Genomic DNA, 16,355 nt, shown 5'->3' on the forward strand with positions numbered 1-16,355 from the left:
GAAAGCGGCGTGACCGAAATACGTCCCGGCATATTGCGAACGCCCGACGAACGCTTCCGCGACCTGCCCGACTATGCGTTCGAACCGCATTATACAGATATCGCGGACCCCGCACTCGGCCCGTTGCGGATGCATTATATCGATGAAGGCCCCCGGGACGCACCGACCGTGCTGATGGTCCACGGCAATCCGACCTGGAGCTTTCTGTATCGGCACATGATCGACCCGGTCGTGGTTGCAGGATACCGGGTCATCGTGCCCGACCTGATCGGCTTTGGTCGATCAGACAAGCCAGAGGCGCGATCGGCCTATACTTTGGCCGCTTTCGTGGGGTGGCTGCGCGCGTTCGTGCAAAATCTCGATCTGCACGACATCACATTGGTATGCCAGGATTGGGGAGGTCCGATCGGACTGCGCGTGCTGACGGAATTGCCGGATCGCTTCGTCGCCACGCTCGCCACAAACACCCTGCTCCAAACGCTCGATCCGCCGCCCCTCGGTGCCGTCGACTGGCCCAACCAGGTGACGCTGGACTGGATCGAGAGCTGCCGGATCAATGACGACCTCCCATTGGACGAACTGATCGCGCGTGCGTGCGTGACGCGACCCGGCGATGCGGTCCTGGCCGCCTATGACGCACCTTTCCCGGATGCCGCATACAAGGCTGGAATGCTGGAGATCACCTGCTGCATCCCGATAGCGGAGGAGCAGCCGGGGATGGCCGACAACAGGGCGGCATGGCGGATACTCGACCGTTGGGAGAAGCCGTTCATCACGGCATTCAGCAACGAAGATCCGGCAACGGTCGCGTGGGAGGCGGTTTTTCAGCACCGCATCCCGGGCGCGAAAGGTCAGCCTCACACACGCATAGCGCGTGCTGGCCATTTCGTTCAGGAGGAACAGGGAGGCGCGCTGGCGGCGGTGCTGATCGATTTTCTCAAGAGCGTTCGCTGACAGGAAATGACTGATGGAACAGATTTGACATGATGTTGAAAGACAAGACCGTAATCGTCAGTGGCGTCGGGCCGGGCATGGGACAGGCACTGGCCCGTCTTGCGGCGCGAGAAGGCGCCCGCGTGGTCCTCGCAGCGCGCAATGTCGCGTTTCTGGAAACCGTTTTGGCCGAAATCCGGTCCGCTGGCGCAGAGGCTATCGCGGTCCCGTGCGATGTGACCGATACGGATCAGTGCCACGCGCTGGCGCAGGCGACGCGCGAAGCGTTCGGCGACAAGGTTCACGGGTTGATCAATAGCGCCTATTATCATGGCGAATGGAGCTTCGTCGAAAATGCCGATAGCGGCGATTTCGCGCGTGCCTATGACGTCAATTGCCTTGGCGCATTGCGCCTGACCCAGGCCTGCCTGCCGATGCTGAAAGGCGGCGGGGCGATCGTGAATGTGTCGACGATCGGCACCGTCAAGCCGCATGGCGCCGATCATGGCATGGAAATGGGCTATGCCATTGCCAAGGGCGGCCTCAACGTGCTGACCAAATATATGGCCGCCGATCTGGGCCGCCATGGCATCCGCGTCAACGCCTGCCGCATGGGCTGGATATATGGCGCGCCGGTGCGCAGCTATATCGACGCCATGGTGGCGCAGGGACAGCGGGAAGAGGATGTCGTCGGCACCGTTACCGCCAATATTCCCCTGGGCGTCATTCCGCCGGAAGATGACTGCGCCCGCGCGGTGCTGATGATGCTTTCGGATTATGCCGCTGTAGTCACCGGCGCAGTGCTGGATGTCAATGGCGGGCAGTGGATGGCGCCCTGACGCAGCGCGCGCCGCTTCAATGTTGGCGCTGGCGAAACTGACGCGGCGTAAGACCTGTTGCCCGACGGAAAGCTGCACTGAATGCGCTGGCCGTCGCGAAACCCAGCACATGGGCGATGGATCCAAGGGGCAGGTCGCCTGCCCTGATCATGTCCTGCGCGCGTTCGATCCGGATATATGCCGCATGATCCGACAAGGCCTTTCCGGTCGCAAGGGCATAGGAGCGAGACAGATGCGAGCGACTAACGCCGCATAGTGTCGCAAGAGTCTGCGTTGAGGGCCATGTCCCCACACTGGCGCGCAGCGCCTCTTCTATCCGTGCCAGTTGCCAGGGAGCTAGGCCACCCCTCGCCGCCGCGCCACGATGCGCGCCGCGCAGCAATCGTCCCAGATCCACCATCAGCAAATCGGTAAGGGCATCGACCGCCAGCGAGGATGCGAAACCGGGTTCCGTCGCCTCCCGGCGCAGGCGCGCGGCCAGCGAACGGACATGCGGCGTCTCGATCGCCGCGCACAGCCGCAAGCGCTGCGTATCCCAGTCATTCAATCCCGTCGCCGCTTCGAAACGTTCGGGATCAAAGCGACAGGTAAGTATGTCCATTATGCCGCCATCGCCCCGCGAATGCATGGCTATCCCGGCGGGACGCAGCATGACGCGTCCGACGCGGTACCTGTTCCGATCCCCCGCATCATACATGATATCGCCATGCGATCCTTCCGCACGCGGCAGGACGACGGACAGGATCGGCGCGTCGTCAACTTCCCACATCTCGCTGGGACGCGGCAGGGTATAGCGACGCAACTCGATGCGCGTCGCCGATGCTCCGGCGCGCGCCAGCACCCGCCATGGCCGCGGGGCGGATTCAACGCATAGAGTTGCTGGAGCCTCTCCCATCGGGGCCATTGATATGCCTCGACCCACGCAAGGGCAAGCGTTGCGCGGGCGCATCACTTCCACCCGAAAATCTCCGTTCGCCCTCCGCCAATTCCGGCAATGCGTAACGCGCATCATGCCGTCTTGAAGATCACATGCGAGAAAAGGAGGAGCCGCCAAGCTCCTATGGGCGCCAACAACCCGAGTTCAGGGCGGAGAGGAAACCGAACATGCGATCCACATCGAAATTCATGCTGACGGCGGCGCTGCTTTGCGTTGCCGGACCGGTTTATGCTCAGGCAGATCAGCCCGCCACAGGCGAACGGGCTCAGAGCGGAGGCGTTTCGGACATCGTCGTGACCGCCCGCCGTCGCTCGGAAAACATCCAGAATGTGCCGCTGTCGGTTACCGGCATTTCCGCCGACACACTGGAACAACAAAATATCGCCTCGGTGGACAAGCTTCAGGGCTTTGCGCCCGGCCTCACGATCCGCGCGACATCAGGTCCGACCACCAGCGGCATCCTGGTCAATATTCGCGGCATCGGGGGCAGCGATTCCACCGGCACGACCGATTATCCGATCGCCACCTATGTCGACGGCGTGCTCATCGCGCGACCCAACGCGGCCATCTTCGATCTGGTCGACCTGGAGCGAGTGGAGATTCTGCGCGGGCCGCAAGGCACGTTGTTCGGCCGCAATACCACAGGCGGCGCGATCAACATCACGACCAAGCAGCCTTCGCGCGAATTCGGAATCGAACAGAAGCTGACCTATGGCACCTATGACCTGTTCAAGGCACGCACGACCGTCGACACGGGCGAGATCGGCAACAGCGGCTTCGCGATCAAGATGGCCTATTCCCACATAGGGCAGGATGGCTACGTACCCAACAGGATCAAGAACGGGTCCTCTCCCGCAGGCCAGAAGCGCAGCGACGCAGCCTATATAGCAATCCATGGCGACGTCAGCGACGCATTCAAGATCGACTTCCGCACCGATTACATGAAGGCGCACAGCACGCCGGTCCTGCAGCAGCTCGCCTATATGAACCCGCTGCAATATGCCTATTTCTCGCAGTCGCCCGCCTATGGTGGCGATCCGTTGGTGATCACCGACAAAAAGCCCAAAGAGACAGCGATCGCCGACCAGCCGCGCGGGCGAAACAAGAATTACGGCGGTGCGCTGACGCTGGATTACGAGATCAGCCCGGCGCTGTCACTGAAGTCAATCACCGGCTACCGGAAATTCTATGAAGCGCAGGCCGTGAGCAACGGCGCACAGGGCGAACTTATGGGGCCGTTGCTGGGCGGCGGGGTCGGGCGGGTTTACCTGTTCGACTATCCGACCCCTGCCGTGGCCAGGGACCGCGCCTTCACCCAGGAATTCCAGGCCTCCGGTGATCTGGGCGAACTGAACTACGTGCTGGGCCTCTATTATTTCAACGAGCGCTATGCGAGCAAGACCACGCAGAATTTCACTTATGTCCTTTCGCCGACCGCCGGCCTGAATTTCGTGAATGTCCGCGATTATATCCAGACGTCGAAATCATATGCAGCCTTCGGGCAGGTGTCCTACACGCCCGGCTTCGCGCCCGGCCTCGAGCTGACCGGCGGCCTGCGCTACACGCGCGACAAGAAGCAGATCGAGCAGCACAATCTTTCGAATGGCGCGGCACTGGCGCCCGGCTTCGCGAAAAACGACTGGACCGATCTCAGCTGGACGGCATCGGCCAATTATCGCTTCTCCCCTGCACTCATGACCTATGCGCGCGTCGCGACCGCCTATCGTGCCGGCGGGTTCGATGCCGGCGGCTCCGGCAATCCCCACGGGTTCGATCCGGAGAAGGTGAAGTCATACGAAGTCGGCTTCAAGGCGGACGTCATCGATCGCACCCTGCGCGTGAATGCATCAGCCTTCTACACCGACTATAGCGATTTGCAGGTCAGTCAGTTCGTTGCCGGCACCGGCGGCGGCCGCACCCAGACGGTGAATGCCGGCAAGGCGAATTTCAGCGGCTTCGAACTGGAAATGACGGCCGTGCCGAGCGACAATCTGACTGTCAGCGGATCGGTCGGCTATGTCTTCTCCAAATATAAGAGCTATATCTACATCGATCCGACGACCAATCTGCCGATCGATGTCGCCGACGAAGTCCATAACCAGCATGTTCCCGACTGGACGGGCAATGTGAACGTCAACTGGGTCGCGGCACGGTTCAACGACAGCAAGCTCAGCCTGAACCTGGGCTACGAATTCCAAGCTGCGGCCTGGAACTTCCCGCTGGATCGGGTCAACCCCTACAATCCCTTCATCCGGACCAACGCACTCGACAATCTGTCGGCACGTATCACATTGGAGGATATCGCACTGGGTGACCGGGCCCGCCTGACGATCCAGGCCTATGGCGAAAATCTGTTCAACCAGGACGTGCGATTCAACGCGGTTGATTTCGGTTCGCTCGGCTTTGCCACATTGGCATGGGCCGAGGGTCGGCGGTTCGGCATCACGGCGACAGCTCGCTATTGATTCCGAATCGAGCGCAATTGAAGATGGCCGGAGCAATGTTCCGGCCATTTTGCGTAGATCATGCGGTAGATTTCATCACAAATCGACGATTGAAGCACAATCGGGACACATACAGGACTGGCAAGACCGCTGAAGCCCTGTCATTCTCCATCCAGGGATATGAGGATGCAAAATGATGGCAGAGGTGATGCCGCTGGCGCGCGTTCACGGCCCGGGCGACGTGCGGTTGGACGATGTGCCGGTGCCGCTCCCTGCCGATGGCGAGGTAATTGTCAGGGTTGCGGCCTGCGGGATTTGCGGCAGCGACCTGGGCTATATAGCGCAGGGCGGGCTCGGCGGGGTCGAACCATTAAGTGAGCCGTTACCCATCGGACATGAATTCGCCGGAACGATCGAAGCGGTGGGACGGGGCGTTTCAGGCCTGGCGACCGGGCAGCGGGTCGCGGTCAATCCCGATCATGGCTATATTGGCGGGGGCGGACCGGAAGGCGCCATGGCCCCCTTCATCCGCGTTCGGGGCGCGTCGCTTGGCGAAACGGTCTTTCCGCTCCCTGGTCATGTAAGTTTCGCGCAGGCGGCCCTGGCAGAACCATTGTCAGTGGGCCTTCATGCAATCGAGCGCCTGGGTATCGCACCGCACGACAAGGTCGCGATACTCGGCGCCGGGCCGATCGGCCTTTGCACCGTGGCGATGCTGCGCAGCATGGGCGCCGAAAAGATCGCGATATTCGATCGCGTCGAAACGCGCCTGGAACGCGCACGCATATTGGGTGCTGGCCTGGCATGCAACGTCGATCGCCAGCCCATGGTGGAGGCGCTGGCGGAGTTTCACGGGGCGGGCGAACGCTTTGGCGCGCCTCATGTGGAAACCGATGCGTTCATCGATTGCGCCGGGTCGCCCCAGGCGCTGACACAGGCGTTCGGCGCCGCAAAATATCGCGCCCGTATCGCCGTCGTGGCGCTTCACAAGAACCCGGTCGCGCTCGACCTGTGGCGAATGATGGCAAACGAGATCTTGATCACTGGCTCGATCGCGGTGGACAGGGCCGAAGCCTTTGGCAAAGCTCTGGCCATGATCGCGCGTGAAGGCTCCGCACTGGCTCCGCTCATCAGCCATCATTTCGACTTCGCCGATTTTCACGAGGCCCTCCGCACCGCTGCCAGTACGGAAGAGTCGGCCAAGGTGATGCTGACCTTCGCGGACAATGCTGCGTGACCGCCTCCGCGGACATCGTCATCGACGATTTGGCCAGCCCACGCCTTACACCCGCAATTATCGCCGCACGAAAAGGCCCGGCGAAATTCGACGAGACCATGGGCGTGACCGACATCCTGGCCCACGCCAGCGCGCTTACGGACGGACTTACGGATTTCGGCGAGGATACCGGGTTTGGCGAACGTCTGGCCGTGGTGCTGCAATCCCTGGCGGAGGACGAAGGGCTGACGCGCGGCGGGCGGATCACCATCATCGACCATGCCATCCGCGTCATGGCCAATCGCCTGCGGATCGAGGATCTGGTGAAGCGCCATCCGGAAATCCTCGAGATCCAAATCGAAAAGCCTGTCATCATCGCAGGGTTGCCGCGATCGGGCACCACCCATCTGGTCAACTGGCTGGCGCGCGATACGCGGCTGCGCTCGCTGACCCTGTGGGAGTCGGAGGAACCGGTGCCCGCCGCGCCCCCTCCCCCGCCGGGCGAACCGGACCCGCGCGCACTGCGCACCGCCGAATTCTGGGGGCATTTCGAATCCATGCTGCCGCACATGGCGGCGATGCATGGCATGGAAGCGAGCTCGATCCATGAGGATAATGAGCTGCTTTACATGGACCTCAACTGCTACAGCTGGGAATTCCAGACGCGCATTCCGCGCTGGATCGACCATTATTTCGCGCATGATCGCACCGGCAGCTATCTTTACGAGAAGAAGGTGCTGCAGGTACTGACCTGGTATCGCGGCCCGGCGCGCTGGATATTGAAGTCGCCGCAACACATGGAAAACCTGGCACCGCTCAAGGCGGCCTTCCCCGACGCGACGCTGGTCATCACCCATCGCGATCCGGTCGCGGTATTGCGGTCGCTGACGACGATGCTGAGTTATTGCGATCGCATCCGCCGCGACCCGGTCGATCCGCCGGGGCTGGCGCGGCACTGGGCCGCGCGCATCGAACGCCTGCTGCGGGCCTGCATCGACCAGCGGGACGCCTGGGGGCAGGATCAGTCGATGGACGTGATGTTCCACGATTATATGGCCGATCAGGAAGGCACGATGCGACGCGTCTATGATCTCGCTGGGCTGCCGATGACCGCGGAGGCGGAGGGTGCGCTCCTCGGCTATCTCGACGAAAATCCGCGCCATGCCCATGGCCGCATACTCTACGATCTGGAGGGCGTGTTCGACGTCGACGTCGCTGCGCTGCGCGACCGCTTCGCCTTTTACTTTGACCGCTTTCCCGTCAGGCAGGAGGATTGAGAATGGCGCTCGACACCGTTGCGGACGAGGCGTCCGAGCGCCTTCTTTCCGGCGCTGCGTGGGAAGACTTCTGCGAAACGTTGAAGGTCGCCGGCCGGATGATCGACCGGTTCGGGGATGAGCCGTCCGACCTTGATCGGGCGGAATTCTATCGCTTTCTAACTCGCCTGACCCGGTCGGGGCTGGAACGGCTGGTCGAAAATGGCGAGCCGACGCGGCCCCGTCTGCGCGACATGGTCTGGCGGCAGTCGATCAATTTCCAGACCGTCGATCAGGACCATCTGATGTGCCAGTTCGACGAGGCGCGCGATTACCGCATCACCGGCACGCGCGGCACCATCCCCTATTTCGTGATGGCAGTGCTGACCGCGCCCGCGCCCGCAGATCCGGGCGCACGGGACTGGGCGCCGCTGGGCGTGGGGGGCTTGGAGCAGTTCGATCCATCCAACCTCAAGACCACCGGCTTCCTCGCCAGCCAGCAATTGCAGATCGCCGAGGATGACACGTTCGAGATCATCCTGTCGCAACAGGACCCGGGCGCCGGCAAGACATGGCTGAAGTTGGAGCCCGACACCAACTGCATCCTGATCCGCTTCGTCTGGACCGACCGCGCCATGCAGACAGCACCGGCGATGACCATCGAACGCATGGACGGCGCCACGCCCGAGCCGCTGACCCCGAAGCTGATGGCCGACAATCTCGCCTGGGCGGCGCAGAATGTGCTGGGCTATGCCGAACTGGTTCGCAACTGGTGGCAGGGCAATCAGGGCAATTTTTCCGCGAAACTGAACCGGCTGGATTTCAGCCGCGCGCAATATCTGTCCAACGGCGGGGTGCCCGACCGGCATGTCGCCTTCGGTGGATGGGAGAAGGGGCTGGACGAGGCGCTGGTGCTCGAATTCACCCCTCCCCCCTGCGAATATTGGAACTTCCAGATCTGCAACATCTGGCAGGAAAATCTCGACACGTTCGAGGACGGCAATGGCTGGGTGAACAACAGTCGCTTCGCTGCCGAACCCGACGGCCGTGTGCGTATCGTCATTGCCGAGCGCGATCCTGGCATCGGCGCGAACTGGGTCAACAGCTTCGGCCATGACAAGGGGCAATGGGGCCTGCGCTTCGTGCAGACGCAGGTGACGCCGTCCGTGAAACTATGGCGCCTGCCGCTGCAATCACTAGAGCGCGAGGGTGCCGCCGTGCTTGATCCGGAAACCGCCGTCGACACCGGCCAGTTCGTGGACTGAACGCCATGCCCGTAAAGACCCTGGACCATGTGAACATCCGCACGCCCGACGTGCCCGCAACCGCGGCGTTCTTCCGCGACATATTGGGGCTGGAGGCGCGCGCCGCTCCGGGCGCCGAACATATCGACAAGGGGTGCTGGATCCACGATCCCGCCGGTCATCCGATCATCCATATCGGGCCCGTGAAGGCACGCTATCCCAGCGACGACACCACGCCGTTCACCGCTGCGCGCGGCAGCGGGGCCGTCCATCATGTCGCGCTGGAGTGCGACGACCTGCCGGACATGCTGGCGCGGCTGGAACGGGCGGGGCGGCCGGTATCGCGGGTCGATTTTGACGCAGCCAATCTGGTGCAACTGTTCGTCGAGGAAGAGAATGGCGTGCTGCTGGAACTGAATTTCCGCTCGGCCGCGACCTGATGCTGTCCACCGACCTCGTCCTTTCCGGCCCGCCCTTCGTGCATCTGCCATTGCTCGACCGGATGGCGCCCGCGCGTGACGCGGGCTTCACCGGCATGTCACTGATGCCCGGCGACGTCTGGGGACTGGAAAGGCAGGGCATGGCTGCATCCGACATCGCCGCTCGGATGGCGGATCACGGCCTGTCCGTGATGGAGATCGACTGCACCGCCTGCTGGTTGCCCGCGCACCGGGTCGCAGGAGACGATGCGCCGATGGCGACGCTGCTGCGGTCCTTGACCCCCGAGCGTGTCGTGGAGACGGCGGCACGCATCGGCGCGCCCTCCCTCACGGTGGTCGAGATGATGGGCATGACCCCATCGCTGGACGAAGCGGCCGAAGCTTTCGCCCATGTCTGCGACCTCGCCGCCGGCCATGGCTTGAGGGCGCATATCGAGTTTCTGCCATTCGGCGGCATTCCCGATCTGGCGACCGCATGGGCGATCGTGCAGGCGGCAGGATGCGCCAATGGCGGGCTGACGCTGGACAGCTGGCACTTCTTCCGCAGCGGCTCCAGCCTGGAATTGCTGCGCAGCATTCCGGGCGATCGCATCCATACGGTGCAGATCAACGACGCGCCTACACGGGCAAGCGACGACCTGATGCGCGAAACGATGAACGGACGGATGCTGCCAGGCACTGGCAGTTTCGATCTGCCCGGATTCATCGCGGCGATCGACGCGACCGGTTCCACGGCGCCGCTTTCGGTTGAAATATTTTCGAGCGAACTGGCGCAACAACCCATGGCTGACGCGATCCGGGACTGGGCCGGTTCCGCGCTGTCGGTTGTGGCGCAAGCAAGGAAAGAAGCAAGAACATGAGCGACAATCAGCCGATCGGCGCAGTGGTGGTGGGCACGGGCTTTGGCCTGTTCACCCATGTCCGCGCCCTGCGCGATGCCGGGTTCCAGGTGCACGCAATCGTCGGCCGGAACCGGGAGCGAACCGCACAGCGCGCCGCGCCGCTGGGCATTCCGCTCGCTTCGGACGATCTGGAACAGGTGCTAGCGGATGAGCCCGCGATCAGACTGGTCACGGTCGCAACGCCGCCCCACGCCCATTACACGCCGGTCATGCAGGCGATTGCCGCCGGGCGGGCGGTGATGTGCGAAAAACCCTTCGCAAGGGATCTGACGCAGGCCCGCGAGATGCTGGCCGCGGCGGAACAGGCGGGCGTGGTTCACGCGCTGGGCGCGGAATTCCGGTTCGACAGCGCGCAGGCATTGCTGCGCCGGGTCGTCAAGGACGGGATGATCGGCGATCCGCTGATGTTCAGCCGGCTTTATCAGCAGCCCGGCGAAGGCGAGGACGAACCGCTGGCGGACTGGTGGACGGACGTCGCGCAAGGGGGTGGCTTCCTTGGTGCGTTCGGCACCCACATGATCGATCAGGTGCTGTCCACCATCGGGCCGATCAGGGTGGTCAGCGCCATCCTGCACAAGCTGACCACCACGCGGCCAAGCATGACATCGGATGATTATTATAACGTTCAGTTCATCGCCGAAAATGGCTGTCGCGGAGTGATCGAGGCCGCCATGAGCTTCCCCGGCCCGTTCGTGATGGCGACCAAGGTTGCAGGGTCTGCCGGCGCGGCGTGGATCCAGTCGGGCGCGGCTTTCGGTGACCCGGAAGAAGTGTGGGTGAGGGACCCGGAAGGCGCACGCCAGATTGCCATGCCGTCCGAACTCGTCAATCCCGCCCCCGAACCCTTCGCGATCAAGGAACTGATCCAGACGGAAATGGACCGTTGGCATACGCAGGGTTTCGACGTCGCACCCTATGCCAAGCTGTTCGGGCAGATGAAGGCCCGGATGCTGGGCCGGCCTGCGCCCCTGCCCGATCCGGGCGGTGATTTTCGCGACGCGGCCGCCGGACAGGCTGTGCTGGACGCCTGCCGCCTGTCGGCAGCGCAAGGCCGATGGGTGGAGGTGGAGGCGGTATGACCAGCATCACGCATGATTATGACGGCGCGCACGTGCTGGTGACCGGCGGCACCAGCGGCATCGGTGCGGCGACGGCAGCGGCCTATCGCGATGCGGGCGCGCTGGTGACGATCACGGGCACGCGCGGCTACGCGGCCGACTATGACGACGACCTGTCAGGCTACCGCTATCTGCGCATGGATGTGGAGGATGGCGAGAGCATCGATGCAGTGGCCGCCGCCCTCCCCCGGCTCGACATCCTCGTCAACAATGCCGGCATGGCGCTGCCCAGCATCGGTCTCGACGAATATGAGCCCGATGTCTTCGCCCGCGCCGTCAACATGCTGCTGGTCGGCGCGTTCCGCATGGCGCGGCGTACGGTCGACCTGCTGGCGCAAAGCGGCCTGCCGGGCGGCGGGTCGGTTGTCGGCATCGCATCGATGAGCAGCTATTTCGGCATCCCGATCGTCCCCGGCTATGGCGCGGCCAAGACCGGGCTTGTCGGCCTCACCCGCACATTGGCGGTCGAATGGGGACCGCGCGGCGTGCGCGTCAATGCGGTCGCGGCCGGCATCACGCGCAGCCGGATGACGGCGGGCACCTTCGCATCGGAAGAATGGACCGCGCCTACGTTAGCCCGCACGCCGCTTGGTCGACTGGGCGAGCCGGAGGACATTGCCGGCGCCATCCTGTTCCTGACCAGCCCGGCCGCCGCCTGGATCACCGGACAGACACTGCCGGTCGACGGCGGATATACGGTGTCGGGATAAGATAATGGACGAACTTTCCCGCAGCGCCGCGATCCGCGACATTCAGATGCTCAAGGCCCGCTATTTCCGTACCATGGACGAAAAGGACTGGGCGGGTCTCGAATCCGTATTCACGCCCGACCTCATCGCCGATTTTCGAGACGCCACGCCGCAGCACCAGCCCGATATGCTGTTCCGCGGCTCAGCGCCCTATCTGGCGATGCTGACGCCGATGCTGGATCAGGTCGCGACCGTACATCATGGCCATATGCCCGAAATCACTGTGGAGGATACCGATAACGCGTCCGGTATCTGGGCCATGGAGGATTGGGTCTGGCCCAACGCCGGGTCGCCCCTGCCCTTCGCTTGGCTGCATGGGTGGGGCCACTATTATGAGCGCTACTGCCGTGTGGGCGGAGCATGGAAGATCGCGTCCATCCGCCTGACGCGGTTGCGGGTGGAGATGGGCTGAATGCGCATCGACGCGCCGGTTGGGCCGACATCTTCCATCAAGTTGCTAAAATTGCAGGAGAAAATATCATGAGCAGGATCATTGTCGTGACAGGCGCGGCATCGGGCATAGGTGCCGCCACAGTTAAAAGACTTAAGGGCGCGGGTCATCGCGTCATCGGAGTCGATCTGAAGGGCAGCGACATCGACGCCGATCTCGGCACCGCCGAAGGACGCGCGGCAATGGCAAGGGCGGTCGGCGAAATGGCGCCGGACGGTATCGACGGCGTGCTCGCGGGCGCGGGCATATCCCGCCCGGACATGGCGCGCCAGACGATCGCCATCAACTATTTCGGCGCGGTCGCCACGCTGGAGGACCTGCGCCCGCTGCTGGCCAAGTCCGACCGTCCCCGCGCGGTCGCCATCTGCTCGACGGCGGTGATGCTGCCCTCGGACCCGAAGGTGGTGGACCTGTGCCTGGCCGGCGACGAGGCCGCCGCACTCGACGCGATGGCTGCAGAGCCTGGCAGCGAATATTCCACGTCAAAGCTGGCGCTGTCACGCTGGTTGCGCCGCGCGGCGGTCAGCGCCGAATGGGGCGGCTCCGGCATTTTGCTGAATGGCATCGGGCCGGGCGTCGTCACCACACCTATGACCGCTCCGTTGTTCGACCAGCCCGAGATGGTGGAACTGATCGGCCAGAGCAATCCCATCGCGGTCGAAGGCTATGCCGGGCCCGAAGAGATCGCTGAACTCATCGACTTCCTGCTGGGTATGGATAATCATTACCTGACGGGTCAGATCATCTTCATAGATGGGGGCAGCGACGCCATACTGCGCCCCGCCCATGTCTGACGGCACGGCAGACGTGTCCCATTTAATACAATGGCGGTTGTAATCTATGGACGCGCTGCCCCATGCAGCGTAGCCTCCTTGGTAACGGACTCGGAAAATAGAAGACGCGCATCGATGCGCCATTTCCGTCCGATGCGCGAGGAGAGATGCTATGAGCCTGGTGATCGACGTCGATGCCCATTTCGAGCCAGGAGAGGATTGGCTGGCCAAATATCCCGATCTCGCCGGGCGCTTGCCCAAATTGCATGGCGGCGCGCTGGCGGTGAAGGTGATCTGCGGCGACCTGATCGCCTCCATTCCGGAAGACCGCCGTCCCTCCGTCGAGGATATGGCGCCGCCCGGCCTGCTGACCTTGTTCGCAAAGGAAAAATCCGACGAGAAGGAACGTCGTGCCCAATTTGAGGGCCGCAATCAGATGGAGGTCGCCAATACGCAGGCCCGCCTGAAATGGATGGATGAACAGGGCATCGACATCCAGAATGTCATCTGCCTTTCGGGCGTCACCTATCAGGCGTTCATCGACGATGCCGGATTGCGGCAGGAAACGGTGCGGGCGGCCAACGACTGGCTGGCCGACACCTGTGACGAGGGCGGCGGGCGGCTGCTTCCGGTCACTGCGCTCGACTATACCGATCTCGACTGGGCGATCGCCGAGCTGAAACGAATGCGCCAGCGCGGCAGCCGCATCGTGCTGATCCCCGGCGCGCCGGTGGAAGGCAAGGCAATTGTCCATCCCGACTGGGAGCCGTTCTGGCAGGCGGTCACCGACAACGGCATGGCGGCCATGCTGCACACCGGCTTTGAACGGATGAAGTTCGATTCAGGCTGGTGGAACATGGATGCCGACCCGACGCTGCTGCGGCAGTTCGGCAGTGGTCACAAGCATGTGACCGCCATGCTCAACATCAACGCAATGGTCTGGTCCGGCCTGTTCGAACGCCATCCGACCCTGACACTGATGATTGCGGAACTGGGCATCGGCTGGTTGCCCTATCTGATCAACGACATTGACGGCCGGATCGACCCGACCGCCCAACTGTTTTTGGGCGAATATAAGCTGCCAATGAAGCCGAGCGATTATATCCGTCGCAACGTGCGCGCGACACCGCTGGATGCCAGCAGCGACAATCCGCTCGACATGCTGATGCAGCAATTGCCTGATGAGATGCTGCTATTCTCCTCGGACTTCCCGCATTTCGAAGGGCATGTCACGCCCAAGGATTTTTACGAACGTTTCTTCAAGACGTTCGAAAGCCGTTTGCCGCGCGGCTATCAGGATGGGTTCATGGGCAGCAATGCGCTCGCCATTTATGAGCGGATGGGCGATCCCCTGACCTTGCCGCAGGGCGTGCGGACCGCCGAACCGGCCTAACCGGCCACGGGCGGGCGCAATGCCCGCCCGTGTTTCATGCGGCGGCTTCGACCAGCCGCCGCATCTTTCGCACGGCCATGTGCGGCGTGGTCAGCACCGGCTCATCGCGCGCCGCCCGCACCAGAGGCGCAGCCCGGGCCATTGAAAACTGGCCGATGACGATCACATCGACCGGCGGCAAGGCATTAAGGGCCTGCGCGCTCAGCCGGTCGTGCCGGTCGGCGTCACCCGTCTGCAACGCCTCCAGAGCGCCTTCGGCGACGGCGGGCAATATCTGCGGTCGCGCCTGCCCGATCGCGTCGGCCATGGCGTGGATTTCCCCGGTCAGCGGCGCGACCGATCCCTGGAATGTCAGCAACAGGCCGATACGCCCTCCCCCTTCCCTGTCCCGGCACAGGGCCAGCGCCTCATCGAACGCGCCTTCGTTAGGCGTGATGACGGGAATCGCCAGATCCGCCCTCACCCTCTCTATCGCTGGCCGGAATGCGGAACAGGTGAACAGGATGCCGCTGGTGGGCACTCGCCCGTCGCCGGTTCGAGCAGCATATCGCCCGAGGGTGAGAAAGCGTTCATGGATCGCGGGGCTGATCTCGCCGATCGTGGCGAAATCGCCCGCCAGCGAATCGTCGATCAGGTTATGGGCGGCGGCCTCCGGCCACTCCTCGCGCATAGCGGCCATGGCCGGGCCGGGCGACTGTGCAAGCGCGCTGATCAGCATGATGCGCGGGGCCATGTCTCGGGGCGATTGGGGCACATCCGTCTCCACAACTACAGTTGTCATTACGACATGACGATGCCATCAGCATTGCGCAAGCAGGAAGGATGGCAAGGGCATGTTGAGGCTGGACGGGAAGGTTGCGATCGTCACGGGCTGCGGGTCCTTCGGCGATGGCTGGGGCAACGGCAAGGCGACGGCGGTACTGCTCGCGCGGCAGGGAGCTACGGTCTATGGCGTCGACGTCAACATGGACGCGGCTGCCATCACCCGCACGATCGTGGAGGCGGAAGGCAACAGCCTGCATGTCGGCGCATGCGACGTCACCGACGCAACACAGATCGGTGCACTCGTCTCGGATTGTCTGATGCGGTTCGGACGGCTGGATATTCTGATCAACAATGTCGGCCGCTCGGAACCCGGCGATCCAGAAACGATGGATGAAGCGACCTGGCGAAAGCAGCTCGACATCAACCTGACCAGCGCTTTCCTGACGAGCAAGGCAACCCTTCCGGTCATGGCGCAGCAGGGCACCGGCGCCATCGTGAACATATCCTCCATCGCCGGGATGCGATGGGTGGGCAAGGATCAGATCGCCTATGCCGCAGCCAAGGCGGGACTGGTCCAGTTCACGAAAGTCACCGCCGTTTCCTATGCCGCCCGGGGCGTGCGGTTGAACTGCGTCGTCCCCGGCCTCATGATGACGCCGATCGTCCAGCGGCTGGCCGACAAATATAATGCCGGCGATTATGAAGGCATGGTCGCCAAGCGCAACGCCCAGGTGCCGATGGGTCGGATGGGCGATGCATGGGATGTCGCCCACGCGGCGCTATTCCTCGCTTCGGACGAGGCGCGCTATATCACGGGCACGGAACTGGTCGTGGACGGCGGCATCACCGCCTTCACCGGCTGGCCCGGCTGAACCTTCGGCCAAGTCTCTTGGTC

Annotated in this window: 16 protein-coding genes; 14 read left to right on the forward strand and 2 right to left on the reverse strand. The window is 63.2% G+C overall.

What is annotated here, in order from left to right; all coding sequences use genetic code 11:
* The first annotated feature begins 9 nt into the window (after window positions 1-9).
* Entirely contained in the window at window positions 10-954 is a 945-nt protein-coding gene (locus tag J3E64_RS10305) for a haloalkane dehalogenase (RefSeq protein WP_253342660.1), read from the forward strand.
* A 29-nt stretch (window positions 955-983) separates the two neighbouring features.
* Window positions 984-1,772, forward strand: coding sequence for an SDR family oxidoreductase (locus tag J3E64_RS10310; protein WP_253342661.1), 789 nt, complete (start codon window positions 984-986; stop codon window positions 1,770-1,772).
* A 16-nt stretch (window positions 1,773-1,788) separates the two neighbouring features.
* Here J3E64_RS10310 and J3E64_RS10315 read toward each other — a convergent pair whose 3' ends face one another.
* A complete protein-coding gene (locus J3E64_RS10315) occupies window positions 1,789-2,613 on the reverse strand; it encodes an AraC family transcriptional regulator (protein WP_253342662.1) in 825 nt (274 codons plus the stop codon).
* Between the two features lie 263 nt (window positions 2,614-2,876).
* On the opposite strand from J3E64_RS10315, the gene J3E64_RS10320 reads away from it, so the two are divergent.
* From J3E64_RS10320 to J3E64_RS10370, 11 genes are all read left to right on the forward strand, one after another.
* The gene (locus tag J3E64_RS10320; protein WP_253342663.1) at window positions 2,877-5,174 is read left to right on the forward strand and encodes a TonB-dependent receptor; all 2,298 of its coding nucleotides are present in this window, start codon (window positions 2,877-2,879) and stop codon (window positions 5,172-5,174) included.
* A gap of 172 nt (window positions 5,175-5,346) precedes the next feature.
* Window positions 5,347-6,390: a zinc-binding dehydrogenase gene (locus J3E64_RS10325; protein WP_253342664.1), complete on the forward strand. Its 1,044-nt coding sequence runs from the start codon at window positions 5,347-5,349 to the stop codon at window positions 6,388-6,390.
* Complete coding sequence (locus J3E64_RS10330; RefSeq protein WP_253342665.1) at window positions 6,387-7,646, forward strand: sulfotransferase; 1,260 nt, start codon at window positions 6,387-6,389, stop codon at window positions 7,644-7,646. The genes J3E64_RS10325 and J3E64_RS10330 overlap by 4 nt, the downstream gene beginning before the upstream one ends.
* 2 nt (window positions 7,647-7,648) lie before the next feature.
* Complete coding sequence (locus J3E64_RS10335) at window positions 7,649-8,890, forward strand: hypothetical protein (RefSeq protein ID WP_253342666.1); 1,242 nt, start codon at window positions 7,649-7,651, stop codon at window positions 8,888-8,890.
* Window positions 8,891-8,895: 5 nt separating this feature from the next.
* The gene (locus J3E64_RS10340) at window positions 8,896-9,309 is read left to right on the forward strand and encodes a VOC family protein (protein ID WP_253342667.1); all 414 of its coding nucleotides are present in this window, start codon (window positions 8,896-8,898) and stop codon (window positions 9,307-9,309) included.
* A complete protein-coding gene (locus J3E64_RS10345) occupies window positions 9,309-10,169 on the forward strand; it encodes a sugar phosphate isomerase/epimerase (protein ID WP_253342668.1) in 861 nt (286 codons plus the stop codon). Before J3E64_RS10340 ends, J3E64_RS10345 begins: the two co-directional genes overlap by 1 nt.
* Window positions 10,166-11,290, forward strand: a complete 1,125-nt coding sequence (locus J3E64_RS10350; protein ID WP_253342669.1) for a Gfo/Idh/MocA family protein — start codon at window positions 10,166-10,168, stop codon at window positions 11,288-11,290. The genes J3E64_RS10345 and J3E64_RS10350 overlap by 4 nt, the downstream gene beginning before the upstream one ends.
* The gene (locus J3E64_RS10355) at window positions 11,287-12,039 is read left to right on the forward strand and encodes an SDR family NAD(P)-dependent oxidoreductase (RefSeq protein ID WP_253342670.1); all 753 of its coding nucleotides are present in this window, start codon (window positions 11,287-11,289) and stop codon (window positions 12,037-12,039) included. Before J3E64_RS10350 ends, J3E64_RS10355 begins: the two co-directional genes overlap by 4 nt.
* A 4-nt stretch (window positions 12,040-12,043) precedes the next feature.
* Window positions 12,044-12,490, forward strand: coding sequence for a nuclear transport factor 2 family protein (locus J3E64_RS10360; protein ID WP_253342671.1), 447 nt, complete (start codon window positions 12,044-12,046; stop codon window positions 12,488-12,490).
* A gap of 68 nt (window positions 12,491-12,558) precedes the next feature.
* Window positions 12,559-13,323 carry an SDR family oxidoreductase gene (locus tag J3E64_RS10365; protein ID WP_253342672.1) on the forward strand — a complete coding sequence of 255 codons (765 nt, stop codon included), beginning with the start codon at window positions 12,559-12,561 and terminating at the stop codon, window positions 13,321-13,323.
* A gap of 151 nt (window positions 13,324-13,474) precedes the next feature.
* On the forward strand, window positions 13,475-14,695 hold the full coding sequence (locus J3E64_RS10370; RefSeq protein WP_253342673.1) for an amidohydrolase family protein: 1,221 nt from the start codon (window positions 13,475-13,477) through the stop codon (window positions 14,693-14,695).
* Between the two features lie 34 nt (window positions 14,696-14,729).
* Here the strand turns inward: J3E64_RS10370 and J3E64_RS10375 are convergent, their stop codons facing one another.
* A complete protein-coding gene (locus J3E64_RS10375) occupies window positions 14,730-15,449 on the reverse strand; it encodes an aspartate/glutamate racemase family protein (RefSeq protein WP_253342674.1) in 720 nt (239 codons plus the stop codon).
* Between the two features lie 79 nt (window positions 15,450-15,528).
* Between J3E64_RS10375 and J3E64_RS10380 the strand changes: the two genes are divergently transcribed.
* The gene (locus tag J3E64_RS10380) at window positions 15,529-16,332 is read left to right on the forward strand and encodes an SDR family NAD(P)-dependent oxidoreductase (protein WP_253342675.1); all 804 of its coding nucleotides are present in this window, start codon (window positions 15,529-15,531) and stop codon (window positions 16,330-16,332) included.
* The last annotated feature ends 23 nt before the right edge of the window (window positions 16,333-16,355 follow it).

The sequence above is a fragment of the Sphingobium sp. OAS761 genome, assembly GCF_024168485.1.
In the GTDB taxonomy this organism is placed as follows: domain Bacteria; phylum Pseudomonadota; class Alphaproteobacteria; order Sphingomonadales; family Sphingomonadaceae; genus Sphingobium.

Coding starts and splice junctions, on each gene's coding strand:
- J3E64_RS10310 (WP_253342661.1), top strand. CDS start 984: ATGATGTTGAAAGACAAGACCGTAATCGTCAGTGGCGTCGGGCCGGGC.
- J3E64_RS10320 (WP_253342663.1), top strand. CDS start 2,877: ATGCGATCCACATCGAAATTCATGCTGACGGCGGCGCTGCTTTGCGTT.
- J3E64_RS10325 (WP_253342664.1), top strand. CDS start 5,347: ATGATGGCAGAGGTGATGCCGCTGGCGCGCGTTCACGGCCCGGGCGAC.
- J3E64_RS10335 (WP_253342666.1), top strand. CDS start 7,649: ATGGCGCTCGACACCGTTGCGGACGAGGCGTCCGAGCGCCTTCTTTCC.
- J3E64_RS10340 (WP_253342667.1), top strand. CDS start 8,896: ATGCCCGTAAAGACCCTGGACCATGTGAACATCCGCACGCCCGACGTG.
- J3E64_RS10345 (WP_253342668.1), top strand. CDS start 9,309: ATGCTGTCCACCGACCTCGTCCTTTCCGGCCCGCCCTTCGTGCATCTG.
- J3E64_RS10350 (WP_253342669.1), top strand. CDS start 10,166: ATGAGCGACAATCAGCCGATCGGCGCAGTGGTGGTGGGCACGGGCTTT.
- J3E64_RS10355 (WP_253342670.1), top strand. CDS start 11,287: ATGACCAGCATCACGCATGATTATGACGGCGCGCACGTGCTGGTGACC.
- J3E64_RS10360 (WP_253342671.1), top strand. CDS start 12,044: ATGGACGAACTTTCCCGCAGCGCCGCGATCCGCGACATTCAGATGCTC.
- J3E64_RS10365 (WP_253342672.1), top strand. CDS start 12,559: ATGAGCAGGATCATTGTCGTGACAGGCGCGGCATCGGGCATAGGTGCC.
- J3E64_RS10370 (WP_253342673.1), top strand. CDS start 13,475: ATGAGCCTGGTGATCGACGTCGATGCCCATTTCGAGCCAGGAGAGGAT.
- J3E64_RS10380 (WP_253342675.1), top strand. CDS start 15,529: ATGTTGAGGCTGGACGGGAAGGTTGCGATCGTCACGGGCTGCGGGTCC.